This is a genomic window from Vreelandella neptunia (assembly GCF_022489065.1).
GTDB lineage: Bacteria > Pseudomonadota > Gammaproteobacteria > Pseudomonadales > Halomonadaceae > Vreelandella > Vreelandella neptunia_A.
In genome coordinates, this window is sequence record NZ_JAKVTW010000002.1 from 250,276 (window position 1) to 272,445 (window position 22,170).

General features: G+C 56.6%; 24 protein-coding genes. 6 read left to right on the forward strand and 18 right to left on the reverse strand.

The window, feature by feature from the left end:
- Positions 1-17: 17 nt before the first annotated feature.
- The gene (gene def / locus MLE19_RS05340; RefSeq protein WP_240717039.1) at positions 18-530 is read right to left on the reverse strand and encodes a peptide deformylase; all 513 of its coding nucleotides are present in this window, start codon (positions 528-530) and stop codon (positions 18-20) included.
- 192 nt (positions 531-722) lie between these two features.
- Here def and MLE19_RS05345 point away from each other — a divergent pair, with 192 nt between their 5' ends.
- The 5 genes from MLE19_RS05345 to aroE all read left to right on the forward strand — a co-directional run bounded on the left by MLE19_RS05345 (position 723) and on the right by aroE (position 5,392).
- The gene (locus MLE19_RS05345; RefSeq protein WP_240717040.1) at positions 723-1,772 is read left to right on the forward strand and encodes a LysM peptidoglycan-binding domain-containing protein; all 1,050 of its coding nucleotides are present in this window, start codon (positions 723-725) and stop codon (positions 1,770-1,772) included.
- A gap of 34 nt (positions 1,773-1,806) precedes the next feature.
- A complete protein-coding gene (dprA, locus tag MLE19_RS05350) occupies positions 1,807-2,946 on the forward strand; it encodes a DNA-processing protein DprA (RefSeq protein ID WP_240717041.1) in 1,140 nt (379 codons plus the stop codon).
- Between the two features lie 40 nt (positions 2,947-2,986).
- Positions 2,987-3,544, forward strand: a complete 558-nt coding sequence (locus MLE19_RS05355) for an L-threonylcarbamoyladenylate synthase (protein WP_240717042.1) — start codon at positions 2,987-2,989, stop codon at positions 3,542-3,544.
- Between the two features lie 79 nt (positions 3,545-3,623).
- Positions 3,624-4,577, forward strand: a complete 954-nt coding sequence (hemF, locus tag MLE19_RS05360) for an oxygen-dependent coproporphyrinogen oxidase (RefSeq protein ID WP_240717043.1) — start codon at positions 3,624-3,626, stop codon at positions 4,575-4,577.
- Entirely contained in the window at positions 4,574-5,392 is an 819-nt protein-coding gene (gene aroE / locus MLE19_RS05365) for a shikimate dehydrogenase (protein WP_240717044.1), read from the forward strand. Before hemF ends, aroE begins: the two co-directional genes overlap by 4 nt.
- Before the next feature lie 83 nt (positions 5,393-5,475).
- Here the strand turns inward: aroE and MLE19_RS05370 are convergent, their stop codons facing one another.
- The 17 genes from MLE19_RS05370 to MLE19_RS05450 form a co-directional block, all read right to left on the reverse strand.
- Entirely contained in the window at positions 5,476-5,736 is a 261-nt protein-coding gene (locus MLE19_RS05370; RefSeq protein WP_240717045.1) for a hypothetical protein, read from the reverse strand.
- 17 nt (positions 5,737-5,753) lie between these two features.
- Positions 5,754-6,557: a M48 family metallopeptidase gene (locus MLE19_RS05375; RefSeq protein WP_240717046.1), complete on the reverse strand. Its 804-nt coding sequence runs from the start codon at positions 6,555-6,557 to the stop codon at positions 5,754-5,756.
- A 123-nt stretch (positions 6,558-6,680) separates the two neighbouring features.
- Positions 6,681-7,289, reverse strand: coding sequence for a hypothetical protein (locus tag MLE19_RS05380; protein ID WP_240717047.1), 609 nt, complete (start codon positions 7,287-7,289; stop codon positions 6,681-6,683).
- Positions 7,290-7,495: 206 nt separating this feature from the next.
- Positions 7,496-8,899 (reverse strand): ribosome biogenesis GTPase Der, encoded by a 1,404-nt coding sequence (gene der, locus MLE19_RS05385; RefSeq protein ID WP_240717048.1) that lies wholly within the window; start codon positions 8,897-8,899, stop codon positions 7,496-7,498.
- Positions 8,896-10,080: an outer membrane protein assembly factor BamB gene (bamB, locus tag MLE19_RS05390; protein WP_240717049.1), complete on the reverse strand. Its 1,185-nt coding sequence runs from the start codon at positions 10,078-10,080 to the stop codon at positions 8,896-8,898. The genes der and bamB overlap by 4 nt, the downstream gene beginning before the upstream one ends.
- Positions 10,077-10,733, reverse strand: coding sequence for a YfgM family protein (locus tag MLE19_RS05395; protein WP_240717050.1), 657 nt, complete (start codon positions 10,731-10,733; stop codon positions 10,077-10,079). Before MLE19_RS05395 ends, bamB begins: the two co-directional genes overlap by 4 nt.
- 75 nt (positions 10,734-10,808) lie before the next feature.
- Positions 10,809-12,110, reverse strand: coding sequence for a histidine--tRNA ligase (gene hisS, locus MLE19_RS05400; protein WP_240717051.1), 1,302 nt, complete (start codon positions 12,108-12,110; stop codon positions 10,809-10,811).
- Positions 12,111-12,171: 61 nt separating this feature from the next.
- Positions 12,172-13,287, reverse strand: coding sequence for a flavodoxin-dependent (E)-4-hydroxy-3-methylbut-2-enyl-diphosphate synthase (ispG, locus tag MLE19_RS05405; RefSeq protein ID WP_240717052.1), 1,116 nt, complete (start codon positions 13,285-13,287; stop codon positions 12,172-12,174).
- Positions 13,288-13,295: 8 nt separating this feature from the next.
- Positions 13,296-14,339 carry a RodZ domain-containing protein gene (locus MLE19_RS05410; protein WP_240717053.1) on the reverse strand — a complete coding sequence of 348 codons (1,044 nt, stop codon included), beginning with the start codon at positions 14,337-14,339 and terminating at the stop codon, positions 13,296-13,298.
- A 47-nt stretch (positions 14,340-14,386) separates the two neighbouring features.
- A complete protein-coding gene (gene pilW, locus MLE19_RS05415) occupies positions 14,387-15,121 on the reverse strand; it encodes a type IV pilus biogenesis/stability protein PilW (RefSeq protein WP_240717054.1) in 735 nt (244 codons plus the stop codon).
- Positions 15,122-15,264: 143 nt separating this feature from the next.
- A complete protein-coding gene (rlmN, locus tag MLE19_RS05420; RefSeq protein ID WP_240717055.1) occupies positions 15,265-16,479 on the reverse strand; it encodes a 23S rRNA (adenine(2503)-C(2))-methyltransferase RlmN in 1,215 nt (404 codons plus the stop codon).
- A gap of 89 nt (positions 16,480-16,568) precedes the next feature.
- A complete protein-coding gene (ndk, locus tag MLE19_RS05425) occupies positions 16,569-16,994 on the reverse strand; it encodes a nucleoside-diphosphate kinase (protein ID WP_240717056.1) in 426 nt (141 codons plus the stop codon).
- Positions 16,995-17,206: 212 nt separating this feature from the next.
- Positions 17,207-17,533, reverse strand: coding sequence for a HesB/IscA family protein (locus MLE19_RS05430; RefSeq protein WP_240717057.1), 327 nt, complete (start codon positions 17,531-17,533; stop codon positions 17,207-17,209).
- Between the two features lie 13 nt (positions 17,534-17,546).
- On the reverse strand, positions 17,547-18,719 hold the full coding sequence (locus MLE19_RS05435; RefSeq protein WP_240717058.1) for an aminotransferase class V-fold PLP-dependent enzyme: 1,173 nt from the start codon (positions 18,717-18,719) through the stop codon (positions 17,547-17,549).
- 52 nt (positions 18,720-18,771) lie between these two features.
- A complete protein-coding gene (gene iscR / locus MLE19_RS05440) occupies positions 18,772-19,239 on the reverse strand; it encodes a Fe-S cluster assembly transcriptional regulator IscR (RefSeq protein ID WP_240717059.1) in 468 nt (155 codons plus the stop codon).
- 78 nt (positions 19,240-19,317) lie between these two features.
- The gene (gene cysE, locus MLE19_RS05445; RefSeq protein ID WP_240717060.1) at positions 19,318-20,205 is read right to left on the reverse strand and encodes a serine O-acetyltransferase; all 888 of its coding nucleotides are present in this window, start codon (positions 20,203-20,205) and stop codon (positions 19,318-19,320) included.
- 147 nt (positions 20,206-20,352) lie between these two features.
- Positions 20,353-21,105 carry an RNA methyltransferase gene (locus MLE19_RS05450; RefSeq protein ID WP_240717061.1) on the reverse strand — a complete coding sequence of 251 codons (753 nt, stop codon included), beginning with the start codon at positions 21,103-21,105 and terminating at the stop codon, positions 20,353-20,355.
- A 189-nt stretch (positions 21,106-21,294) separates the two neighbouring features.
- On the opposite strand from MLE19_RS05450, the gene MLE19_RS05455 reads away from it, so the two are divergent.
- Entirely contained in the window at positions 21,295-22,089 is a 795-nt protein-coding gene (locus tag MLE19_RS05455; RefSeq protein WP_240717062.1) for an inositol monophosphatase family protein, read from the forward strand.
- The last annotated feature ends 81 nt before the right edge of the window (positions 22,090-22,170 follow it).

A 22,170-nucleotide genomic window follows, 5' to 3' on the forward strand; every position in this document is an offset into this window, starting at 1 on the left:
GAAGGAGGCAAAGCGGCTTAGGCGTCCTGAATCTGCTTATGGCGTTTCTGCATCTTCTTAAGGATGCGGTTACGCTTTAGCGGCGACAGGTAGTCAACAAACAGCACGCCTTCAAGATGGTCGTACTCATGTTGAATACAGTGTGCCAGCAAGCCTTCCGCCTCTAACTCATAGGCATCGCCATTACGATCCAGCGCGTTGAGCTGCACTTTAAGAAAGCGGGGTACTTCGGCGTAGTAGTCGGGAATCGACAGGCAGCCTTCTGACAGCGGCTCTTTCTCGTCGCCAATCGGGGTGTAGCGTGGATTGATAAGCACCAGCGGCTGGGAGTTATCGTCGCTGACATCCATGACAACAACGCGTCGATGCACATCGATCTGCGTCGCGGCAAGACCGATACCACGGGCGTCATACATGGTCTCCAGCATATCGTCGACAAGTTTACGCACCTCATCATCGACGGTTTCCACCGGGGCAGCCTTGGTGCGCAGGCGCTCATCGGGGAATTCAAGAATAGGAAGTTTGGCCATGACGTTACAATCACCGTTATGCTGAGTCTAAATTAAGTCAAGCTAGGCAGTGACGAGCGTCTTCTAGCCTAGGTACTTTATGATGGGTCACTATATCATGCTGTCAACGTTTCTGGGCATGGGTGGCCAAGGCGCGTGGCGTGTTATCAATAATAGAATAATTGTACTTACTTATATTAAGGGGAGAGCAGAATGGCGGCGAAACAACACGCCTATCGTGACGCTTTTGGCGCACTGCTGCTGAGTGTTGTCATGCTTATGAGCGCTGATGTAGCAGCTTGGGAACGCCTGCGCAGCGATGCGCCTGAGCGCTATCAGGTGGTTTCAGGTGACACGCTGTGGGGCATCGCAGGGCGTTTTCTGCACACTCCCTGGCAGTGGCCCCAGCTATGGCGGCATAACCCTCAGATCACTAACCCGCATCTAATTTACCCAGGCGATGTGTTGATACTTCGCGACTGTGATGGCTCCCCCTGCTTAGCGTTGGAGCGTGGCCAAAACGTCGTGAAGCTTTCGCCACAGATGCGTACCTTTCCCCATCGCGAAGCGATTGCGCCGATTCCCATGGAGGTGGCGCGGGCTTTTCTACGCGAACACCGCGTCGTGGATGATGTTGAAGCGTTGCAGGAGTTGGCCTACGTGGTCGCCGGAAATGATCGACGCTTGATCAGCGGTGCTGGGGATAAGTTATACGTGCGTGGCGATGTTCCGCACTATGGTGAAGTGGGTATCTTTCGGCAATCAGAACCCTACCAAGCAATGGATGGCACGCCGCTTGGCTTAGAGCTGATCAATGTGGGCGTTGCTCGGCATATCAGTAGTGAGGGCGATATTGCTCAGATTGAGGTGATTAGCTCCCATCAGGAAGTGCGCATTAACGATATTATTTTACCGCTGGAAGAGCGCGAGCTGAGCAGTGAGTTTATGCCCCGCGCGCCGTTAAATGCGGTTGAAGGCCATATTATTGCCGTGCCAGGTGGCGTGCGTTTTATCGGCCGCTATCAAATTGTCGCGCTGGATCTGGGCACCCTGGATGGTTTGCAGGCGGGACACGTGCTGCGGGTTAATCAGCGGGGGGAGCTGATCAACGACCCACGTACCCAGGAGCTAGTCCAACTACCCAGCAGCGAGGCGGGCATCGTGATGGTCTTCAAGCCCTATGATCGCGTTAGCTACGCGTTGGTGATGCAGGCATCCCGTGTGCTGGAAGTGGGCGATCAAGTTGAATCACCGGTTGATTAGCGGGCGACAATAAACAGATTGATAAGGAGGAAGTATGGACGCCCAGGAGTGGCTGGTGGTCAATGCTTTGCCGAGTATGGGAGCGCTGCGTATCGCGCAATTGGTTGCCCGACAGCCACGGTGGCCGGAAGGTTGGCTGGCCGCCCTGCCTAGTCGAGCGGCCAGTGAATTGAGGCTGTGGCTTGAGCACCCTGCACGCAGCCCGTTGCAAAAGGTCATTGATGAAACACTCGCGTGGCAGCAGCAAGGCCCCAGTCGCCACATCCTGCATCGTGACCACCCTGCATGGCCTGACCTGTTAAACGAACTTCCTGATCCGCCCGTGGTGCTATGGGCCCAGGGCGATCTTGGTGCACTGGAAGGCCCAAAACTTGCCGTGGTGGGCACACGAAGACCGACTGGAGAAGGTGCTCACAATGCGCAGACGTTTGCGCGCGATATGGTACGCCGAGGCTGGTGTATCGTCAGCGGCATGGCGTTAGGTGTAGATGGTGTTGCTCAGCGTGCAGCGTTAAACGCCGGGGGGAGCACCATCGCCGTACTCGGTTGCGGTGTGGATGTTATCTATCCCGCCTCCCATCGTGACCTTCATAAACAGCTCAGTTGTCTACCCGGTGGGCTACTGCTATCTGAGCATCCGCCTGGCACCGTGGCCCGCCCCGCATTTTTCCCACGCCGGAATAGAATCGTTACCGGCCTGTCGCTCGGCACACTGGTGGTCGAAGCCACCGAAAAAAGCGGCTCACTGGTTAGCGCGCGGCTCACCTTAGAGCAAAATCGCGAGCTGTTCGTGCTGCCGGGCTCCCTGCATAACGTGCAGGCCCGCGGCTGTTTGGCACTACTGCGGCAAGGGGCGGCGCATCTGGCTTGCAGCGTCGACGATATCATTGCCGACCTTGGCCACTGGGCCGAGGCGTTTATACCGCCTGGGACAGAGGGAAAGCCGCCTGAGCAAGTACCTCTGCCCGGTAGCCTGTCCGAAGATAGTTTGTCCAACGATTGCTTACCCGACTCATTATTAGCGTCATTATCAGCTACCCCTACGCCGATCGATCTCTTGGTGCATACCACCGGCGTATCCGTCAGTGACTGCCAGCAACGACTGCTGATGCTGGAGCTAGAGGGCTGGGTAACCCAGCAGGCGGGAGGCTGGGTGCGGCTACCGCGCTCATGATAGGATGCGGGCATGTTCGCCCTGACGGTGAGGAGAGACCATGAGTTTAGCTGCCGATCTAACCCCTGCGATTAACGCGCTGCGTGAAGGTGGCGTGATTGCCTGCCCCACCGAAGCGGTTTGGGGGCTTAGCTGCGACCCCGAAAACGACGAAGCTTTAGCGCATCTGATGCGTATGAAAGAGCGTGATCCGGCGAAAGGGGTAATTCTCGTTGCCGCCAGTGTCGAGCAGTTCCACCCCTGGTTGAGCCAACTCCCGTTAGCGATGCACGCCCCTCTCGCAGCAAGCTGGCCAGGGCCGAACACTTGGTTAGTGCCTGATAATGGCCGCAGCCATGGGCTGGTGCGCGGCGCCCACGAACGCGTGGCGCTGCGTGTTACCGACCACCCTCTCATGAAAGCGCTTTGTGAAGCTTTTGGCGGCCCGCTGGTCTCGACCTCGGCCAACCGTTCCGGGGAGTCACCCGCCATGAGCGCCACTGAAATCACTTCAATCTTTGGTGATGAAGTGGCTTATGTGGTGAGAGGCGAGCTAGGTGGCAATGCCAAACCGAGCACTATTAGGGATTTAGCTACTGGCAAAGTCATGCGTTCTTAGCAGCCCTTCGATTCACTGCTCACCGCTGACTATTCACTATTGCTACTCTTCATTCACGATTCACCACCCAGGAGTTACCGTGGCCCACGAGCACCTTGATGACGTTAAACGCTACCTTCTTGATCTGCAGGAACGACTCTGCGCTGGATTAGCCCAAGCCGACGGGGCTGCTCAGTTCCAAGAGGATAGTTGGGAGCGTGAAGAGGGGGGCGGTGGCCGATCGCGGGTGATGACCAATGGCGGCGTATTTGAAAAGGGCGGGGTCAATTTTTCCCATGTGTATGGTACTCAGCTACCGCCTTCCGCTACCGCCGCGCGTCCTGAGCTGACCGGACGTAGCTTCCACGCGGTCGGTGTTTCCTGGGTGCTGCACCCTGAAAATCCTCATATCCCCACCAGCCATGGCAACGTGCGTTTCTTTATTGCCGAGAAAGTCGGCGAACCACCGGTGTGGTGGTTTGGCGGCGGTTATGACTTAACGCCGTTTTATCCCGTGATGGAGGACGTCGTCCACTGGCACCGGGTGGCTAAAGCCGCCTGCGATCCTTTTGGCGAGGACGTATACGCCCGCTACAAGTCCTGGTGTGACGAGTATTTTTATCTCAAGCATCGCGATGAGACCCGTGGCGTGGGTGGGCTGTTTTTCGACGATTTAAATGAAGGCGAGTTTGCCGACTGTTTTGCCATGCAGCGGGCGGTGGGCGACAGCTTCCTAGAGGCTTATTTACCCATCGTGGAGCGCCGCAAGAAGGACACCTGGACCCAGCACGAACGCGAGTTCCAGCTTTATCGTCGTGGCCGCTATGTGGAGTTCAACCTGGTATGGGACCGCGGTACGCTGTTTGGCTTACAAAGCGGCGGGCGTACCGAGTCTATTCTTATGTCGATGCCCCCCTTGGCATGCTGGGAGTACGCCTTTGAGCCCGAGTCAGATAGCGCTGAGGCGCGCTTGCAGGCGTTCTTGCACCCCCGCGATTGGCTCGACGAGACCGATGAAGATACAGGTCTAGTAAATAACGGAGAGCAATCATGACCGATCGCTACTGTGTATTTGGCAACCCGGTCAAGCACTCCAAATCACCGTTGATCCAGGCTGAGTTTGCCCATCAAACGGCGCAAGCGATTGAGTACACCGCCGAAGAAGTGCCGTTGGATGGCTTCACGGGTGCCTGGCGAGCCTTTATTGACGCGGGCGGCCGGGGTGCCAACGTTACCGTACCGTTCAAAGGGGATGCTTTTACGCTATGCGACACCTTAAGCCACCGAGCCCGCCGTGCAGGCGCGGTCAATACGCTGATTTTGGGCGGCAATGGCCGCACTTACGGCGACAACACCGATGGCGTTGGCTTGGTACGTGATTTCGCTTATCACCGCGTGGCGTTAGCGGGGAAGCGCATTTTAGTCGTCGGGGCAGGCGGGGCCGTGCGCGGTATTCTGGAGCCCCTCCTCGCCGAGCAACCCAGTGAAGTCGTCGTAGTCAATCGGACCGCCGCCAAGGCTGAGCAATTGGCCCACGATTTTGCTGATCTGGGATCTATTCGTGGTGGCGGTTTTGATACTGTCAGTGGCCTCTTTGATGTAGTGATTAACGGCACTAGCGCCAGCCTGACGGGTGAGTTACCTCCGCTACCCGATAAGCTCTTTGCCGCTAACGCCTGGGCGTACGACATGATGTACGGAGCCGAGCCGACGGTTTTTTTACAGTGGGCAGGCCCGCGTGGTGCGAAGCTACTTGATGGTCTGGGAATGCTGGTAGAACAAGCCGCTGAGTCGTTTTTTCTATGGCGTAACGTACGCCCTGCTACGGCCCCCGTGCGGGAAATGCTGCGCCAGTCGCTTAACTATTAATAATGGCATCAGGTTAGGCGCAACCAAAAAAGCGGGGACGGATAATGTATCCGCCCCCGCTTTTTTATGTCGCTAACAACGTTTCACTTAGCGCGTTGCACATACAGACCTACCATGCACATCACCAGCCCTACCACTGAGAGCAGCATGCCGCCATTGACTAACAACGGTGAACGCTGCAGCCACGAGACGAAGGGCTGCGGGGCATCGGCGCACACACTCTCGATGTAATCCCAATGTCCGCCGTCAAGCTGGCACGCGCGCACATCGTTTAACTCCCAGAAGTAGACGCCCATCAGCACAAACAGCGGCAGTACCAGTAGCAGTAGTCCCAGCTTAATCATTTAAACCTCAAGAGCCGTTAAGGTCGCGGGCAGTTGGGTGTACGACCATTGCTGCGAGCCTGCTCGTACAGAGCAAGTGCTTCATCCATATTGCTCTGCAGGCCTTCGATGCGCTGACCTTGGCCCGGGTGAGTCGACATCCACTCGGGAGGTGAACCACCGCCAGATACTGACTGCATATTTTCCCACAGGGTGACGCTTTCACGTGGATCGAAACCGGCTTGCGCCATCAGGTCCAGACCAATCACGTCTGCCTCACTCTCATGGGTACGCGAGAACGGCAGCACGATGCCATACTGCGCGCCCATGCCGAGCACGCCCATGAGTTGCTGACCACCAGCAGACTGCATACCCGAGGTGCTGGAAATAACCGACAAACCGAGTGAAGTGGCGCTCTCGGTGGAGGCGCGTTCATTGGCATGGTTCGCCAACACATGGCCTATTTCGTGGCCTATGACGGAAGCAAGCTGGTCTTGGCTAGTCGCGATATCCAGCATGCCCGTATTGACGCCCATATAGCCGCCGGGTAGGGCGAAGGCATTGGGCTGCTCAGATTCAAAGACGCGGATTTGCCAGTCTAACTGCTGCTGCTGAGCGGGCAGCTCCGCTACGATGGCATTGGCAATACATTGTACATAGCGCTGGCTGGACTGGCTGGCAGTTGGCAGCTCCTGCTGGTATTGAGTGAACGCCTGTCGACCCATCTCATTCAGCTCACCATCAGATAGCAGCAGTAGCTGCGAACGTCCGGTGGGAGACGTGGAACAAGCGGCAATAGAAGCACATAAAGCGGTAACAGCGAGAGGGCGAAGCCAGCGCATGAGACGGTTTCCTTATAGACGAATGGGTTTCTTGATCACAAGATAACCGCTGATAGCAGTAAATCAATCCCTCCCATCATACCCTACCTGGAGGGTGAGATTGGAGGCTGAACTGAGCCACCCTCAACGCTGGGGAACTAGTTGTCCATCGGCACCGACATTTAGGCGAATGGTAGGTGTTAATAGACCCGCTGGAAGCCGCATGCCTAAACCGCGCAGGTCCCCTGGTGTGATAGCCAGTTGGCTGCCTGCCGGTAGCTCGCCTTGTGACGCTAACTGACTGGCAAGCTCAAGCATCGGCGCCATTTTTTGGGTATCGGTTGCCAGCACATCAAAGGCAACCGGCAGGCGTAAATTGGCATCGTCGCCGGAGGTCAGCGTGACATCCTGCTCATAGTTCCCCTGCACAGGGCCAACGCCTGGCATATCCAGCGACCAGCGAAAACCTGACATCTCCACCGGCGGCATACCAGCGGGCAAGCCAAGCCCCATGGCAATGGTGGCTTGAATCGGCAGGCTACCCGCGCCAAGGCTGGAAGCGATCAGGCTGGTGAGGTCGCTGGTATCCAGCCCGGCATTAATGCTGTAAGAGCCAATGCGCACATCTTCGACCCCCAGGGAAGTCACCGCCAAACGAAACGCAAAGAGGCCGGTTTGAGGTAGGGCGAGACAGCCAGTAAGCAAGCTGGTAAGGCTCAGTAAAATTAGCCATCGGCGAGCAGCATGGAGCATTGAATACCCTCTGGGTAAGGATAAAAGGATCGTTAAACGGGTTGGTAAAGCATTAGAAATCTAGTTATGCAGTGTGCGGGTATTTGAGGGCCGAAGCTATTTTCTGTCAAGACTATTTGCGCGCTTAATTGCTGATTACCAGTTAGAACCAAAACGCCCGCTTGACGGTGCAAACGGGCGAATTCAACTACCAACTAATGAAGGCTTTAACGACGGCTCTTACGGGCCTCTTTGGTGCGATTAAGCTCGCGCTTTTTCGCCTTCTCTTTGTCGCTGGCGCCCGCCATGTTATCGAAGGGGTTACTGCCCGAGCGAAACTCAAAGAGAATCGGCGTGCCGCGCACTTTCAATACCTTGCGGAAAGTGTTGATCAGATAACGACGGTAGGCTTCCGGCACCGCTTCGGTCTGGTTGCCGTGGACGACGATAATCGGCGGGTTGCTGCCACCCTGGTGAGCCATGCGCAGCTTGATTCGCCGTCCATGTACCATCGGCGGCGGGTTTTGGCTGACCGCGTCCTGGAGCAGGGTGGTTAAGCGGTTGGTCGACCAGTGGGCGTTAGCAGCGTCAAAGGCGCGATCAATTGAGGGATAAAGATCGCCCACCGCGGTGCCGTGCAGGGCAGAGATAAAGTGCAGTTCGGCGTAATCCGCAAAGCCCAGGCGGCGCTTCACTTCCGTACGCATCTTATCCTTGGCTTCGGTCTCCAGGCCGTCCCACTTATTGACGGCCAGTACCAGTGCCCGACCAGAGGTCAACACATAGTCAAGCAGGTGCAAATCCTGCTCCACCAGGCCACTCGAGCCATCCAGTACCATGATCACCACATGGGACTCTTTGATCGCATCCAGGGTTTTGATGATGGAGAACTTCTCGGCGATTTCGCTTACGTTCTTACGCCGCCGAATACCCGCGGTATCAATCAGTACATAGGGCTTTCCGCGGCGCTCGAAAGGGATTTCGATGGCATCGCGGGTGGTGCCCGCTTCATCAAAGACCACCACGCGGTCTTCACCGAGCAGGCGATTAACCAGGGTCGATTTGCCGACATTGGGGCGACCAATGACGCTGATTCGAACGCCTTTGCTACCGGTGTCGGCCGGGATACTGGCGTCGCGCTCGGGAAATGGTTCAAGTACCACGTCAATCAGGGTTGAAACGTTGCGACCGTGGGCAGCAGCGATCGGCCAGGGGTCGCCTAAGCCCAGCGACCAGAAATCGCCCATCGCCGAGTGCTCTTCCAGCCCATCGGTTTTATTCACCACCAGCCAGGTTTTTTTCTGGTTAACCCGCAGGTGGTTGGCAATCGCCTGATCCGCGGCGATAAGGCCGGCGCGAGCGTCGACCATAAACAGGACGATATCGGCTTCATCAATGGCCGCAAGCGACTGCTCTGCCATCGCAGCGTCAATACCCTCTTCGTCACCGCTGATACCGCCGGTGTCGATAACCGTATAGACCTTATCGCCCAGCATGCCATTGCCGTACTTGCGGTCGCGGGTGAGGCCAGGAAAGTCGGCCACCAGTGCATCACGCGAGCGCGTTAGGCGGTTAAACAACGTCGATTTGCCCACATTGGGGCGACCGACTAAAGCAATGACGGGTGTCATGGAGTGACTTCCAGGGTTTCCAGGCGACCATTGTTGGCCTGGACATGAATGGTGCTGCCTTCAGTGACCGGGCGAACGGTAATGCCCGAGCTGTGCACGCGAGTGCGTCCTACGATATTGCCTTCACGGGCGTCGATCAGGTGAACATATCCATCAAAATCACCGAAGACTAAGCGGCCGTCGGCGAAGGCCGGGGCGGTCAACCAACGATCTTCTAAATCGTCATTGCGCCAAACTTCGCGGCCACTGTTGGCGTCTAGCGCAACCACTTGGCTATCATCGGTGACGACGAACAGCAGATCACCGACCAAAATCGGTGTATGTCGACTAGACAGATCCGCTTCCCAAAGCACATCGCCTTGGGTGGCTTCTAGTGCCACCACGCGACCGTTGTAGCTGGTCACGAACAGGCGGCCATCGGGGCTGATAATCGGTTGGCCTGAAAGGTCAACCAGACGCTCAACTTCGCTACGCCCCTGCGGCGTGGCAATCTGCATGTCCCATAACGGTTGGCCGCTGCGGTTATCCAGTGTAGCTAAACGGCCATTGGCCAGGCCAACAAACGTAACCGGGTCAATGACCATCGGCGTGCCGGTGCCGCGCAGCGTAAGAGAAGGCTGCGAGCTGGTGTATACCCAGCGCTCTTCACCGCTAGCGCGGTCAAGGGCGGTAATATTTCCATCGACACTTTGTACGACAAGCAGTTGCTGATTGGCCTGAGGCGCGGCAAGTACTTCGCTGGAAACCCGTGAACGCCAGCTTTCGCTGCCGTCATTTTGATCCAGTGCAATGACCTCGCCGTTACCGGTCGCCAAGTAAACCTGACCCGCAATCGCAGTTAGCGCACTGGAAATAGGGGTATCAAGGTCTATTTCCCACTCAACATCGCCACTATTGGCGTTCATTGCCATCACCACGCCTTCAACGTCGGCGGCAAACACGGTGTCGCCTTCACGGGAAGGGGCAATGGGGTAGCGAGCATGGCCCAAGCCATCGCCTACGGTACGCCGCCACTGGGTGTCTAGTGAGGAGATCTCATCGAAGCTACGCAGCTCTTTGGGCGTAAATGCGGGTTCCCCTTTGCTGGCGCAACCTGCCAGCAGGGCGAGCGTCAGCGCACCCAGGCTCACTCGCATCAGCTTTTTGGAGATGCCCTGATTAAGTGCTGTGCTAATCGTCATTGTGTCGCCTCCTCAGCGCCGAGATCGTCAAGCTTGAACTGCACGCCGTAAAGCGGCTGGTCTTGGGTTTGTGACACTTCCATCGCTGTTTCCCAAGCATCGCGGGCGGCGTCAGTGTCGCCTTGTGCGGCAAATGCATCGCCGCGTACGTTAGCTCGCTGTGCCGCCAGTGCGTCGCTGATCGGTTCATCCAGCAGCGCATGCGCCTGTGCGGGGTTGCCATCGGCAAGCTCAACACGGGCTAAGCGCAGCCACGCCAGGCTCTGCACATAGCGGCGCGATGAGTCGGCCGCGTTCTCCAGTGCGCTTCTGGCCCCTTCCAAGTCGCCTTGTTGAACTGCTAAACGTGCATCAAGCAGCAGGGCGAGTTCGGCATAGAGGGTGTCGCCATGCTCAGCGTTAATTTCACTGACCATTTCCCGTGCGCTTGCCAATTGATCGTCGCCAAGCTCATTGCTAGCGGTCATATTGACTAACTGCTGGTAGCGCATGGAGGCGGCTTCTGACTGGCCTTGTTGGTAGTTCTGCCACGCATTCCAGCCGAACACCCCCGCCGCCGCCAGGACAGCGCCTGCAATCAACGACATGCCGTTCTCTTTCCACCAGCGCTTAACAGCGTCTAGCTGCTCTTCTTCGCTTCTCAGCTCCACCACGGGCGGGCTCCTATTCTTCTAAAGTCGTATGTTTAGACCGTCGCATGCCTGCAGGCGGCTAATCAACAGGGCGTATTATGCGTTAGCGGTTAACAGCTCGCGCAGCGTGCGGCCTAATGCTGTTTGAGGGACGCTTTGCTGTTCGCGGTCGTCGCGCAGAAACTTGACAGTTGCCGACTGCTGGGTGATTTCATCTTCGCCGAGCAGGATAGCCATTGAGGCATGGCTTTTATCGGCTTTTTTAATCCGGCTTTTGAAGCTACCGCCACCACAGTGAAGCTGCACACGCAGCTCGGGCAATTCACTACGCAGTCGCTCGGCCAGGGAGATAGCTGCCGTGGTGGCGCTATCGTCCATGGGTAGCAAGTAAACATCGCAGCCGCCAAGCGCGTCTTCAGGAATCAGCTCAAGGGTTTCGAGCAGCAGAATCAGCCGTTCGATACCCATGGCAAAGCCCACTGCCGGGGTAGGTTTGCCACCTAGCTGTTCGACCAAACCGTCGTAACGTCCGCCTGCGCAAACAGTACCCTGGCTGCCCAGTGCGGTGGTGGTCCACTCGAACACGGTGCGGCAGTAGTAATCTAGCCCGCGCACTAAGCGTGGGTTGATCACATAGGCAATCCCCGCGGCTTCAAGCATCGCGGTAAGCTGCTCGAAGTGTTCCCGGGACTCGGTGTCCAGGTGATCCATCAACTGCGGCGCGGCGTCGAGCATCTCGGCCATGGCCGGGTTCTTGGAGTCGAGAATACGCAGCGGGTTGCTGGTCAAGCGGCGCTTGGAGTCTTCATCGAGAACGTCTAGGTGCTGCTCAAAATAGGCCACCAGCGTATCTCGATAGGCCGCACGGGCTTCAGATGAGCCTAGCGAATTGAGCTCCAGGGTGACGTGCTCCATCAAGCCGAGTTCTTGCCACAGGCGCGCCGAAAGCAGAATTACCTCGGCGTCGATATCGGGGCCATCAAAACCGAAGGCCTCAATACCAATTTGGTGGAACTGGCGATAGCGGCCTTTCTGCGGGCGCTCATAGCGGAACATCGGCCCCTGGTACCACAACCGCTGCGTCTGGTTATACAGCAGGCCGTGTTCCATCGCCGCGCGCACGCAACTGGCAGTGCCTTCCGGGCGTAGGGTCAAACTCTCGCTGTTGCGATCATCGAAGGTGTACATCTCTTTTTCGACGATATCGGTCACTTCACCGATCGAGCGCGCAAATAGTGCCGTTTGCTCAACGATAGGCGTGCGGATTTCATTAAAGCCATAGCGCAGCATGAGCTGGCGTACTTTAGCTTCAAAAAACTGCCAACGCGGGCTGTCGCTTGGCAATAGGTCGTTCATGCCACGGATGGCTTGAATCTTTTTAACAGCGGACTTGCTCAAAGAAAACTCCTTATTCTGCCTCTAGGCGTTACTCGCCTTAGCGGGCAGCTAACCCCAGCGGTTAAACGCTGCGGGCAATCATATCGTCTTGCTGCTGCTGTTTTTCACGTACTTTCTCGCGAATCAGCTGCTCCAGGTCGTCTACCAAGTGGTCATTGCGCAGCTTGCTGGCGGGCTTGCCATCGATATACACCAGGTTGGCGGGGCTGCCGCCGGTCAGGCCGATATCGGTCTCTTTGGCTTCGCCGGGACCATTGACCACGCAGCCAATCACCGAGACGTTGAGCGGTGTCATCACGTCTTCTAACCGCTCTTCGAGCTGGTTCATGGTGCTGATGACGTCAAAGTTCTGGCGCGAGCAGCTGGGGCAGGCAATAAAGTTGATGCCTTTGGAGCGCAGCTTAAGGCTTCTGAGCATGTCAAAGCCGACTTTAATCTCTTCCACAGGATCTGCCGCGAGAGACACACGGATGGTGTCGCCAATACCGTCCATCAGCAGCATGCCCAGGCCAATCGATGACTTCACGGTACCAGAGCGCAGCCCACCCGCTTCGGTAATACCCAAATGCAGCGGCTGTTCGATGCGTGCGGCCAGATCGCGATAGGCGGCCACGGCCATAAACACATCCGAGGCTTTAACGCTGACTTTGAATTCTTGGAAGTCGAGGCGATCCAGGTAGTCGATGTGGCGCATAGCAGATTCCACCAGCGCCGAAGGCGTAGGCTCTCCATACTTTTTCTGCAGGTCTTTTTCCAACGAGCCAGCGTTAACGCCGATGCGAATGGGAATGCCATTATCACGAGCGGCGCTGACCACCGCGCGCACGCGGTCTTCACGGCCGATATTGCCGGGATTGATGCGCAAGCAGTCAACGCCGAGTTCGGCAACACGCAGGGCAATCTTGTAATCAAAATGAATGTCGGCCACCAGCGGGACATTGACCAGCTTTTTGATCTGACCAAAGGTTTCGGCGGCGTCCATATCGGGTACTGAGACGCGGACAATATCCGCACCAGCTTTTTCCAACTGCTGGATTTGCGCCACGGTGGCGGCCACGTCCAGCGTGTTGGTGTTGGTCATGCTTTGAACGGAAATGGGCGCATCACCGCCCACAGCAACATTTCCGACCTGAATTTGGCGGGAAAGGCGGCGTTTTATCGGAGAAGGGGCGTGCATAGGACGGGTCACTCTCCCAGGGTAAATCGGGCAACATTATTGGCGCCTGCGCGGGCGGGAAGGTCAACTTCCTCACCCTGGTAGCGCAGCTCAACGCCGGTGGCATTACCCACGGTTAAACGGAAAGGGGGTTCACCTTCGACGCTTGTCGAGGTGCCTGGCGTTTGTAGGCCAACGAAAACGCGCTGATTGGTGGCATCAAAAATTTCAGTCCACGACTGCTCGTTAAACGTCAGCTCAAGAAGATTGGCATTGGTGGTTTGCTCGGCGGCAGCGGCTTGCTCGCTGTCTGCGCTGTCCTGCTCGGTAGCGCTCTGGTCGCTTTCATTCAGGCCAGTGCTGCTCAGTTCATCGCTTTCTGCGTCAGCGCCGCTGTCGCTATCCAGAATGGAGTCGTCGAGCCCTGCAATGGCGTCAGCGTCATCTTGCGCACTGGGGGCCTGGTTTTGCGAAGCTGTCGGTGTAACGCGGGCAGCATCACTTTGTAGCGCCGTGCTCTCGTCACCATTGCTGAAACTTGAGTTGTTTTCTGGCTCTGCATCAGCAGCTTCATTAGCTGGCTCCGCTGGAGCGTTAGCGGCCTCTTCCGTCGAGGTCGAACCAAAGCCTGGCGGCTCGTTGCCGCCCCGGCTCTGCCACCACATAACGGTGACAGCGATGAGGCCGACAATCACCAGCAAAGTGACCAGCTTGAACAACCAAGCGCCGATGCGAGAGGGTGGCCTGGCTGTGGAGACAGGGGTCACTTTGCGTTCGGTGTCGGTGCCGCCGCTGCGTGCCTGGTAAGCCTCAAGTACCAGCCGGTCATCCATTCCCAGGTATTTGGCGTAAGAGCGCAAATAGCCGCGCCGATAGGCGGCAACGGGTATTTCCTGATAATCGTCCTGCTCAAGCCCTGCCACTACGGCGGGACGCAGATTCAATGCCCGGGCCGCATCGGCGAGGGGTATGCCTAGCTGCTCGCGCTGGCGAGCAAGAAGTTCGCCGGGCGAAGCGCTAGTGCTGATGTTAGAGCTGTCGATAACGTTTTCTTGTGACTGTGTATCGCTCATGGCTGAGCATCCTTCATTAAATAAGCGGTGATCAAGGCGTCAATCAGTCAGTCGGTGCCAAGCTGGCGCTGGTAATCGGCGGCGACGTCATGCTCGCCGCGCGCTTGGGCGATATCAACCGCCATTCTTAGCGCTGCTTGGTTGGGCTCGGCGAGCTGTAAATAAGTTTGCAGCGGTGCCCAGGCCTGAGAGTAATTGCCCTGCGAATATTCGAGTTCAGCTAACATTAAATAACCGCGTGAATTGCGCGGATCAATACTTTGCGCACGCTCCAATCGAGCGCGCGCTTTATCAAATTCTTCCAGCGCCAGATAACACTGCCCTAAATTGGTAAATAGCTGGGAGCGGTTGGCGTACTGGGCATCCTCTGATGCGGTTTCTAACTGTTCACAGGCAGCGTTGTACTGACCCTGCCCGTATAAGAACGCCGCATAGTTATTGCGGGCGCGAGTAAAATCAGGCTCGGCGTTAACGGCCTGTTGAAAATAGTCGTTGGCAAGCGGGAACTCGCCCTGGCGTTGATAGACAAGTGCCAGTGCTTGCAGTGCTTCTGCATGGCGGGGGGCGATCTCTAGCGCCCGGTCCAGTGCATTGAGTGCGCGGGGAAGATTATTACGTTCAAGATAGGCAACGCCAAGCTGGGTATAGGCGTCTGCCGCCGCTGGGGTTTCTTGAGGTGTCAGGGTATTGGACGAGGCACAGCCGGCTAGCCACAGGCTGCCGATAAGAACGGCTAGCATGGGCACCCGTGATGGGTGTTGGCGCCTGCGGTGAGCGATCATGTAAATCCTCTTGTGGTGAACGTCCAACAACTAACCTGATGCTACATAAAAACCGAGACCATCAAAGCGCCGTGTTAAGCGGAAGTCAAGATAAGCCCGGTTTTGCGCGCAACAGGGCGCTCAATAGGCTCACCGCACTAACATTAATCAGCGTCAAGTTGTACCGACTGAATATAGCGTTCGCTACGTTTCGTACGGTCTTTCACGCGACCAACGAGCTGGCCGCAGGCGGCGTCAATATCTTCACCGCGGGTCGTTCTGACCGTTGCGTTGTAGTTCAAATCATACAGCCACTGCTGAAAACGCATGACTTGATTACGCGATGGCTTTTCGTACCCTGAATTGGGGAACGGATTAAACGGAATTAGATTGATCTTGCACGGCAGCTCTTTAAGCAGTGAGGCAAGCTGCTCGGCGTGCTCCTGCTGATCGTTGATGTCTTTGATCAGCGTGTACTCGATAGTGACCTGACGATTGTCTGGGCACTTGGCAAGGTAGCGGTGGCAAGCATCCAATAGCGCGCGAATATTATATTTGCGGTTAATGGGTACCAGCGTATTGCGCAACTCGTCAGTGGAAGCATGCAGCGAAATAGCTAGGCTTACGTCCATTTCATCGCCGAGCTTGTCGATCATGGGCACAACGCCAGAGGTCGACAGCGTCACGCGGCGCTTGGATAAGCCGTAGCCGTTGTCGTCGAGCATCAGCTTCATGGCGGGCACAACGTTGTCGAAGTTGAGCAGCGGTTCGCCCATGCCCATCATCACCACGTTGGTCACCGGGCGATTGGCCGTATCACGACGCGGGCCCACGCTACGTTGGGCGACCCATACCTGGCCGATAATTTCAGCGGCGGTTAAATTGCGCTGAAACCCTTGCTTGCCGGTAGAGCAAAAACTGCAATCCAGCGAGCAGCCCACCTGGGAAGAGACGCACAACGTACGGCGCTTACCGTTTTCGGCCGGGATTAACACCGTTTCTACGTAGCTGCCATCTTCTACCTCAAGCACCCATTTACGAGTGCCGTCGCTAGAAGTGCCTTCGTAAATCACCGCTGGGCCACGAATTTCTGCTACCCGCGCCAGCTTTTCCCGTAGCGGTTTGGAGAGATTCGTCATTGCAGCAAAATCATCGCTGCCTTCTTGGTGAATCCACTTCATCAGCTGGGCAGCACGAAATTTCTTTTCCCCGATTGACAAAAAGAAGGCTTCCATCTGCTCGCGGGACATACCAAGCAGGTTGTGTCGCTCAGTCGTTGCTTTTGCAGCAGGCGTGCTAACGGCGTCTGAGCTAACTGCTTCAGTACTGTCGGCGCCTGGGCGGGGAGCGGGCGTATGTTGGGTTACAGTGGTGGTCATGGCGGTCAGCGTTATAGAAAGGGGCGGGGGCGTGGCCCCCGCAAAATGGCCGGCAACTGACGTTGAGACGGCTGCGCTACCTGAAAGGCTTAGCGCGGGCAGATTTCGTCATTGCCAAAGAAATAACTAATTTCGCGCTCAGCGCTTTCCGGAGAATCAGAACCATGGACAGCGTTAGCGTCGATTGTTTCCGCAAAGTCGGCGCGAATAGTGCCGGGTGCTGCTTCTTTAGGGTTGGTTGCACCCATTAGGTCGCGGTTTTTGGCAATGGCGCCTTCACCTTCAAGTACTTGAACAACCACCGGGCCAGAGGTCATGAAGCCGACCAGGTCTTTAAAGAAAGGGCGCTCTTTGTGCTCTGCGTAGAAACCGCCAGCCTTCTCTTCAGAGAGATGAACCATTTTGGCAGCAACCACGTTCAGGCCAGCTTTTTCAAAGCGCGCGATGATCACACCGATAGCATTTTTAGCAACGGCATCAGGCTTGATAATAGAAAGAGTGCGTTCAGTAGCCATATTAATGGTCTCCATAAATGGGGGCTAAGCAAAATTGCCGCCCCAGAAAGCCGGGGCGGCCCAGAAAATAATTCGGCTAATAGCGTTTCAGCAGCTAGCGTTTTAACTAGCGCCGATCATTACCCGGCGCTTGGCATTGGGTATCTAGGGGCGCGATTATAACGCTTAAGCCAGGGGATGAATACCGGTGATGAAACCTGTGCGAACAAAGGCTAAACGGTAAAGCTTTCGCCGCAGCCGCATTCATCTTTGACATTGGGGTTGTTAAAGCGGAAAAAGCGATTTAGCCCTTCGCTGACATAATCCACTTCGCTGCCATTGAGCATCTCGACCGCGTCGGGGGCGACATAGACGCTCGCCCCATGGGCTTCAAAATGGACTTCTTCTTCGCTAACGGAGTCGGCAAAATCAAGCACATAGCTATAGCCAGAGCACCCGCTTGGCTTGACTGAAACGCGCAGGCCCAGCCCTTGGCCACGCTCATCAAGCACGTGGCGAATCTGTTGTGCGGCAGCCGGGGTAATATTGAGTGTTGCCATGAGGCATCCTCCCTTAAAAATTGCGTGGCGGTGTACGTAAGCCGTTCACCGCGTGGCGTATGAGCGTTAACGCATGATCAATTTCTGCTTCGGTTGTAAAGCGCCCGAAACTAAAGCGCAGCGATGAGAGCGCCAGCGTACGCGGCGTGCCAATGCCAAGTAGAACGTAGGAAGGGTCGACACTGGCCGAGTTGCATGCAGAGCCTGTGGAGACCGCTACATCGCGCAGCGCCATTAACAGTGACTCACCGTCAACGCCTTCAAACGCCAAGTTGAGAATATTGGGAACAGCATTATCTAGTGGCGTGTTTGCAAAAACGCCTTCGATGCCTTCCAGACCGTGCAGAAAGCGCTGCTGTAGGCGCAAAATATGAGCAGTATCTTCATCGTACTGCTGCTGCATCAGAGCAAAGGCTTCACCCATGCCAGCAATCTGGTGCGTCGGTAGCGTCCCTGAACGCATACCGCGCTCGTGGCCACCACCATGAATCAGCGCCTCAACGCGAATATCCGGGTGACGTTTTACATACAGTGCCCCCACGCCTTTGGGGCCGTAGGTCTTGTGCCCGGAAAGCGACATCAGGTCAATCTGCTGGGCGACAACATCCAGGGGGATACGGCCTACCGCCTGAGCGGCATCGGTATGAAAGACCGCTCCAAACTCATGGGCAACGGCCGCCAAAGCGGCAATATCGTTGATGCTGCCCAGTTCGTTGTGCACCGCCATCAGTGACACCAGCGCGGTGTCGTCGCGCATCGCTGAGCGCAGCTGTTCGGGTTCAATACAGCCATCCCGGCCCGGCGTTAACCATGTGACTTCAAAGCCCTCTTTCTCCAGCGCATGGGCAGTGTCAACGATAGCTTTATGCTCAATCGTTGAGGTCACTAAGTGTAGTCCGCGCTCGCGGTTGGCGCGCATAAAACCAATCAGCGCTAGGTTGTCTGCTTCGGTGGCGCCACTGGTCCACACAATCTCTCGCGGGTCAGCGCCAATGGCGTCGGCCACCTGGCGGCGCGCCTGTTCGATCACCTGCTCTGCCTGCCAACCTAACATATGGCTTCGTGACGCCGGGTTGGCGAATAGCTGGTCAACCGTCAGGTAGCGCTGCATAACCTCAACCACGCGGGCATCCGCCGGCGCGGTGGCGGCGTAATCCAGATAAATGGGCAACGTGGGTGTGGTCATCGTTACGTTCCAGCGGTTGATCGGTCAGGGTGATTGGGTATAAGTCTTGGGATCAGGGTGCAGAGGCGAGAATGCCCGCCTCGGCACGCTGCTTCTGTCGCGATGCAATACGTATGACATCAGGACGTAGCATCAGTTGTGCCAGCGTCATACCGTCAAGAAAGTGGCGTATCTGAACGGAAAGTTCGCACCATAAATGGTGCGTCAAGCATGTATCGCCCTGCTGGCAATCTGAGAGCCCTTGGCAGCGGGTGGCGTCAACGCTTTCATTCACTGCGTCAATCACCTTTGAAACGCTGATCGCTTCAGGCGGCTGTGAAAGTAAGTAGCCGCCGCCCGGGCCGCGAACGCTGTTGACCAAACCTGCACGGCGCAGGCGAGCAAAAAGCTGCTCTAAATAGGAGAGCGATATCTCTTGGCGCTGTGAGATATCGCTTAGGCTGGTCGGGCCGTTGTGGGCATGCAAGGCTAAATCGAGCATGGCGGTAACGGCGTAACGGCCTTTGGTGGTCAAGCGCATGGCAAGCCCCTCGACGCTGAATGTTCAGCGCGCTAACGGCAAATGTGATGCCATTATGGGAAAACCTGAGTGCTTTGGTCAACCATTACGCGGCGGCAACGTTTCTTGCTCGGTCTCTTGCCCAGCCTCTTGCTCAACTGATGGCGGTGTGTCCGAGCGTTTGCCAACGCCTGGGCAGCCGGTGTCGTGTTCATCGAGAATGCCGGCAAAATCTTCTTCGCGTAGCGCCGGTAGCTGGCCGTCACGGTAGTTGTCGTCTAGCTTGCGCAGCGTTGAGCACATGCGTTCGATGCGCTCGTCGACGGCGTGCATATGGTCGAGCATGGCCTGCATTGAGCGGGCCACCGGGTCAGGCATATCCTGGCTGACACCATAGGCATCAAAGCCAAATTTTTGGCAGATGGCTTCGCGTCGGGCAGGGTCGACATCCAGCGCCTCTTCCACATCAGGGTCGGTGCGTTTCACTATTTTGCCTGGAATGCCGACCACCGTGGCGCCGGGTGGCACTTCTTTAGTGACTACCGCGTTAGAGCCAATTTTCGCCCCAGCCCCGACGGTGAAGGGGCCTAATATTTTGGCGCCCGCACCCACAATGACGCCATCACCCAATGTCGGGTGGCGCTTGCCTTTATTCCAGCTGGTACCGCCCAGGGTGACGCCTTGATAGAGCGTAACGTTATCGCCGACCAGCGCCGTTTCGCCAATCACCACGCCCATGCCGTGATCAATAAAAAACCGCCGACCAATAGTGGCGCCTGGGTGAATTTCAATACCGGTCAGCCAGCGTGAAAACGTCGATAGCGTCCGCGCTAGCCACTTGAGATTTTTCTTCCACAGCCAGTGGCCGCAGCGATGCAGCAGTAGGGCGTGCAGGCCAGGATAGTTGGTCAGCACCTCAAGAAAGTTACGTGCGGCCGGGTCGCGGTCAAATACGCTGTTGATGTCTTCACGTAGACGTTGAAACATGAGGTGATCCTTGGCGTTAAAGGGCGGCGTCTAGCTATTGAAATATCACAACGGGCGCTTGGAATATCAATAGTGAAATCACGTTAAGAATAGCGAAGTTGGGGCGCGCAGTATCAACTTCAAGTTTGGCGTTTCCAGTCTCATAAATTACGGCTTGGGTGGCTTGCTGTTCGCAGCCTTCTCGGTGGCCGACAGAATCCCGCGCAATATATTCATTTCCATTCGCTCTGGGCGGGCGCGCAGATACAAGCGGCGCAGCCTCGCCATTAGCTGGCGCGGCTGGTCGGGGTCGTGAAAATCAATACCGATCAGCGTGCGTTCTAAGTGTTCAAAATAGCGCTCAAGCTCGGCATGGGTTGCCAGATCGTCGTCAGCATTAGTTTCGACTGCGGGCGCGTCAACCTGACTCAACCAGGCCATACGACACTCATAGGCGAGTACCTGAACCGCCGCGGCCAAATTAAGCGAACTAAAATCAGCGTTGGTAGGAATATGCACATGGGCGTGGCAGCGCTGTAGCTCTGCGTTGGTCAGGCCGCTGTCTTCGCGGCCAAACACCAACGCTACCAGGGCACCTTCGGGCTGGCACTCGGCGGGCAGGCGATCAGCTAATTCTCTGGGCGAGAGCATCGGCCAGGGCAGCGTGCGTGAGCGCGCACTGGCGCCCACGGCCAGGGTGCAATCAGCCACGGCTTCTTCGAGTGTGGCATGCACGCTGGCTTGATGAAGCAGGTGGTCAGCGCCGGACGCGCGAGAAATACTCTCCTGGGCAATCACTTCACAGCGGGGGGCAACAAGAGCTAAATCTGCTAATCCCATATTGTGCATGGCGCGTGCCACGCCGCCGATGTTGCCAGGATGACTGGTGCCGATTAAAACAATGCGAATGCGCTCAAGCATGATAGGGCCCGGTAAAATAGTGCTCGGTAAATAAGCGTAAAGCGGGCAGTCTAGCATGAGTCGATGGCATGCCCGAGAGCGGTCTGCTAGAATTGCGCGCCAAAGGCGGCACCTGCGCCTACTGATGCACTTTCTTATGAACTATGATTAGCATCACGTTCTTTAACATCACTGTGACAAGGCCCAACCATGAATCCGATGGTCCAATTTACGCTGCGCGCTGCGCGTGGCGCCGTTGAACACTTCCTCCGCGTACGCGAACGTATTGAAAACGCTCACGATGAATTTAACCTTGACCGCCTGCTCGATGAGACAGCGCGCAAGGCCGAAGCGACGATTGTTCAGCAGTTGGAACGCGGTTACCCCCAGCATGGTATTACCGGTCGCTTTACCCCGCACCGCGCGGGTGAAGGCGAAGGTGCGGATACCGTCTGGAAAATTGAACCGATGCACGGTTACTCCAATTTAGCCGTTGCCGGGAAGGGCTTTGCACTTTCAGTGGTGTGTCTAGTCAAAGGTCGTCCCGAGCACGCAGTGATTATTTGCCCGTTCGCCGACGACGAGTATATCGCCAGTCGTGGCCGCGGCGCCCAGCACAATGACAAGCGTATGCGCGTTAGCAAGCCGACTGCCATCAGCGGCACGCGCATGGCCATGAGCCTGCCCGAAGTGTGGCTACGCCCCAGCAATTTACCGGCCTATTTAACCGTTTCACAGCAGCTTGCTCCTCAGGTCGAAAACCTGCTGGCAACGGGCTGTGGTCTGCTGGATTTGTGTGAGTTGGCCACTGGGCGGGTAGATAGCGCTTTTGTACTTGGCTTGGAAGAGCAGGATATGCTGGTAGGCACGCTGTTCCTGAAAGAGTCGGGCGCCTTGATGGGAACGCCAGACGGTCAGCCCACGGTGAAAGTGGAAGGGCAGTTAATGGCTGCCGGGCCGCGTCTCTACAAGGCGCTGATCAAGCAGCTAACGCCGCACTTTTAAGCAGTAATGCTAAGCTTTTAAAGATAAAAGCTGTAAAGATGAAAAAGCCCCTGCTGGGTTACCAGCAGGGGCTTTTTTGTC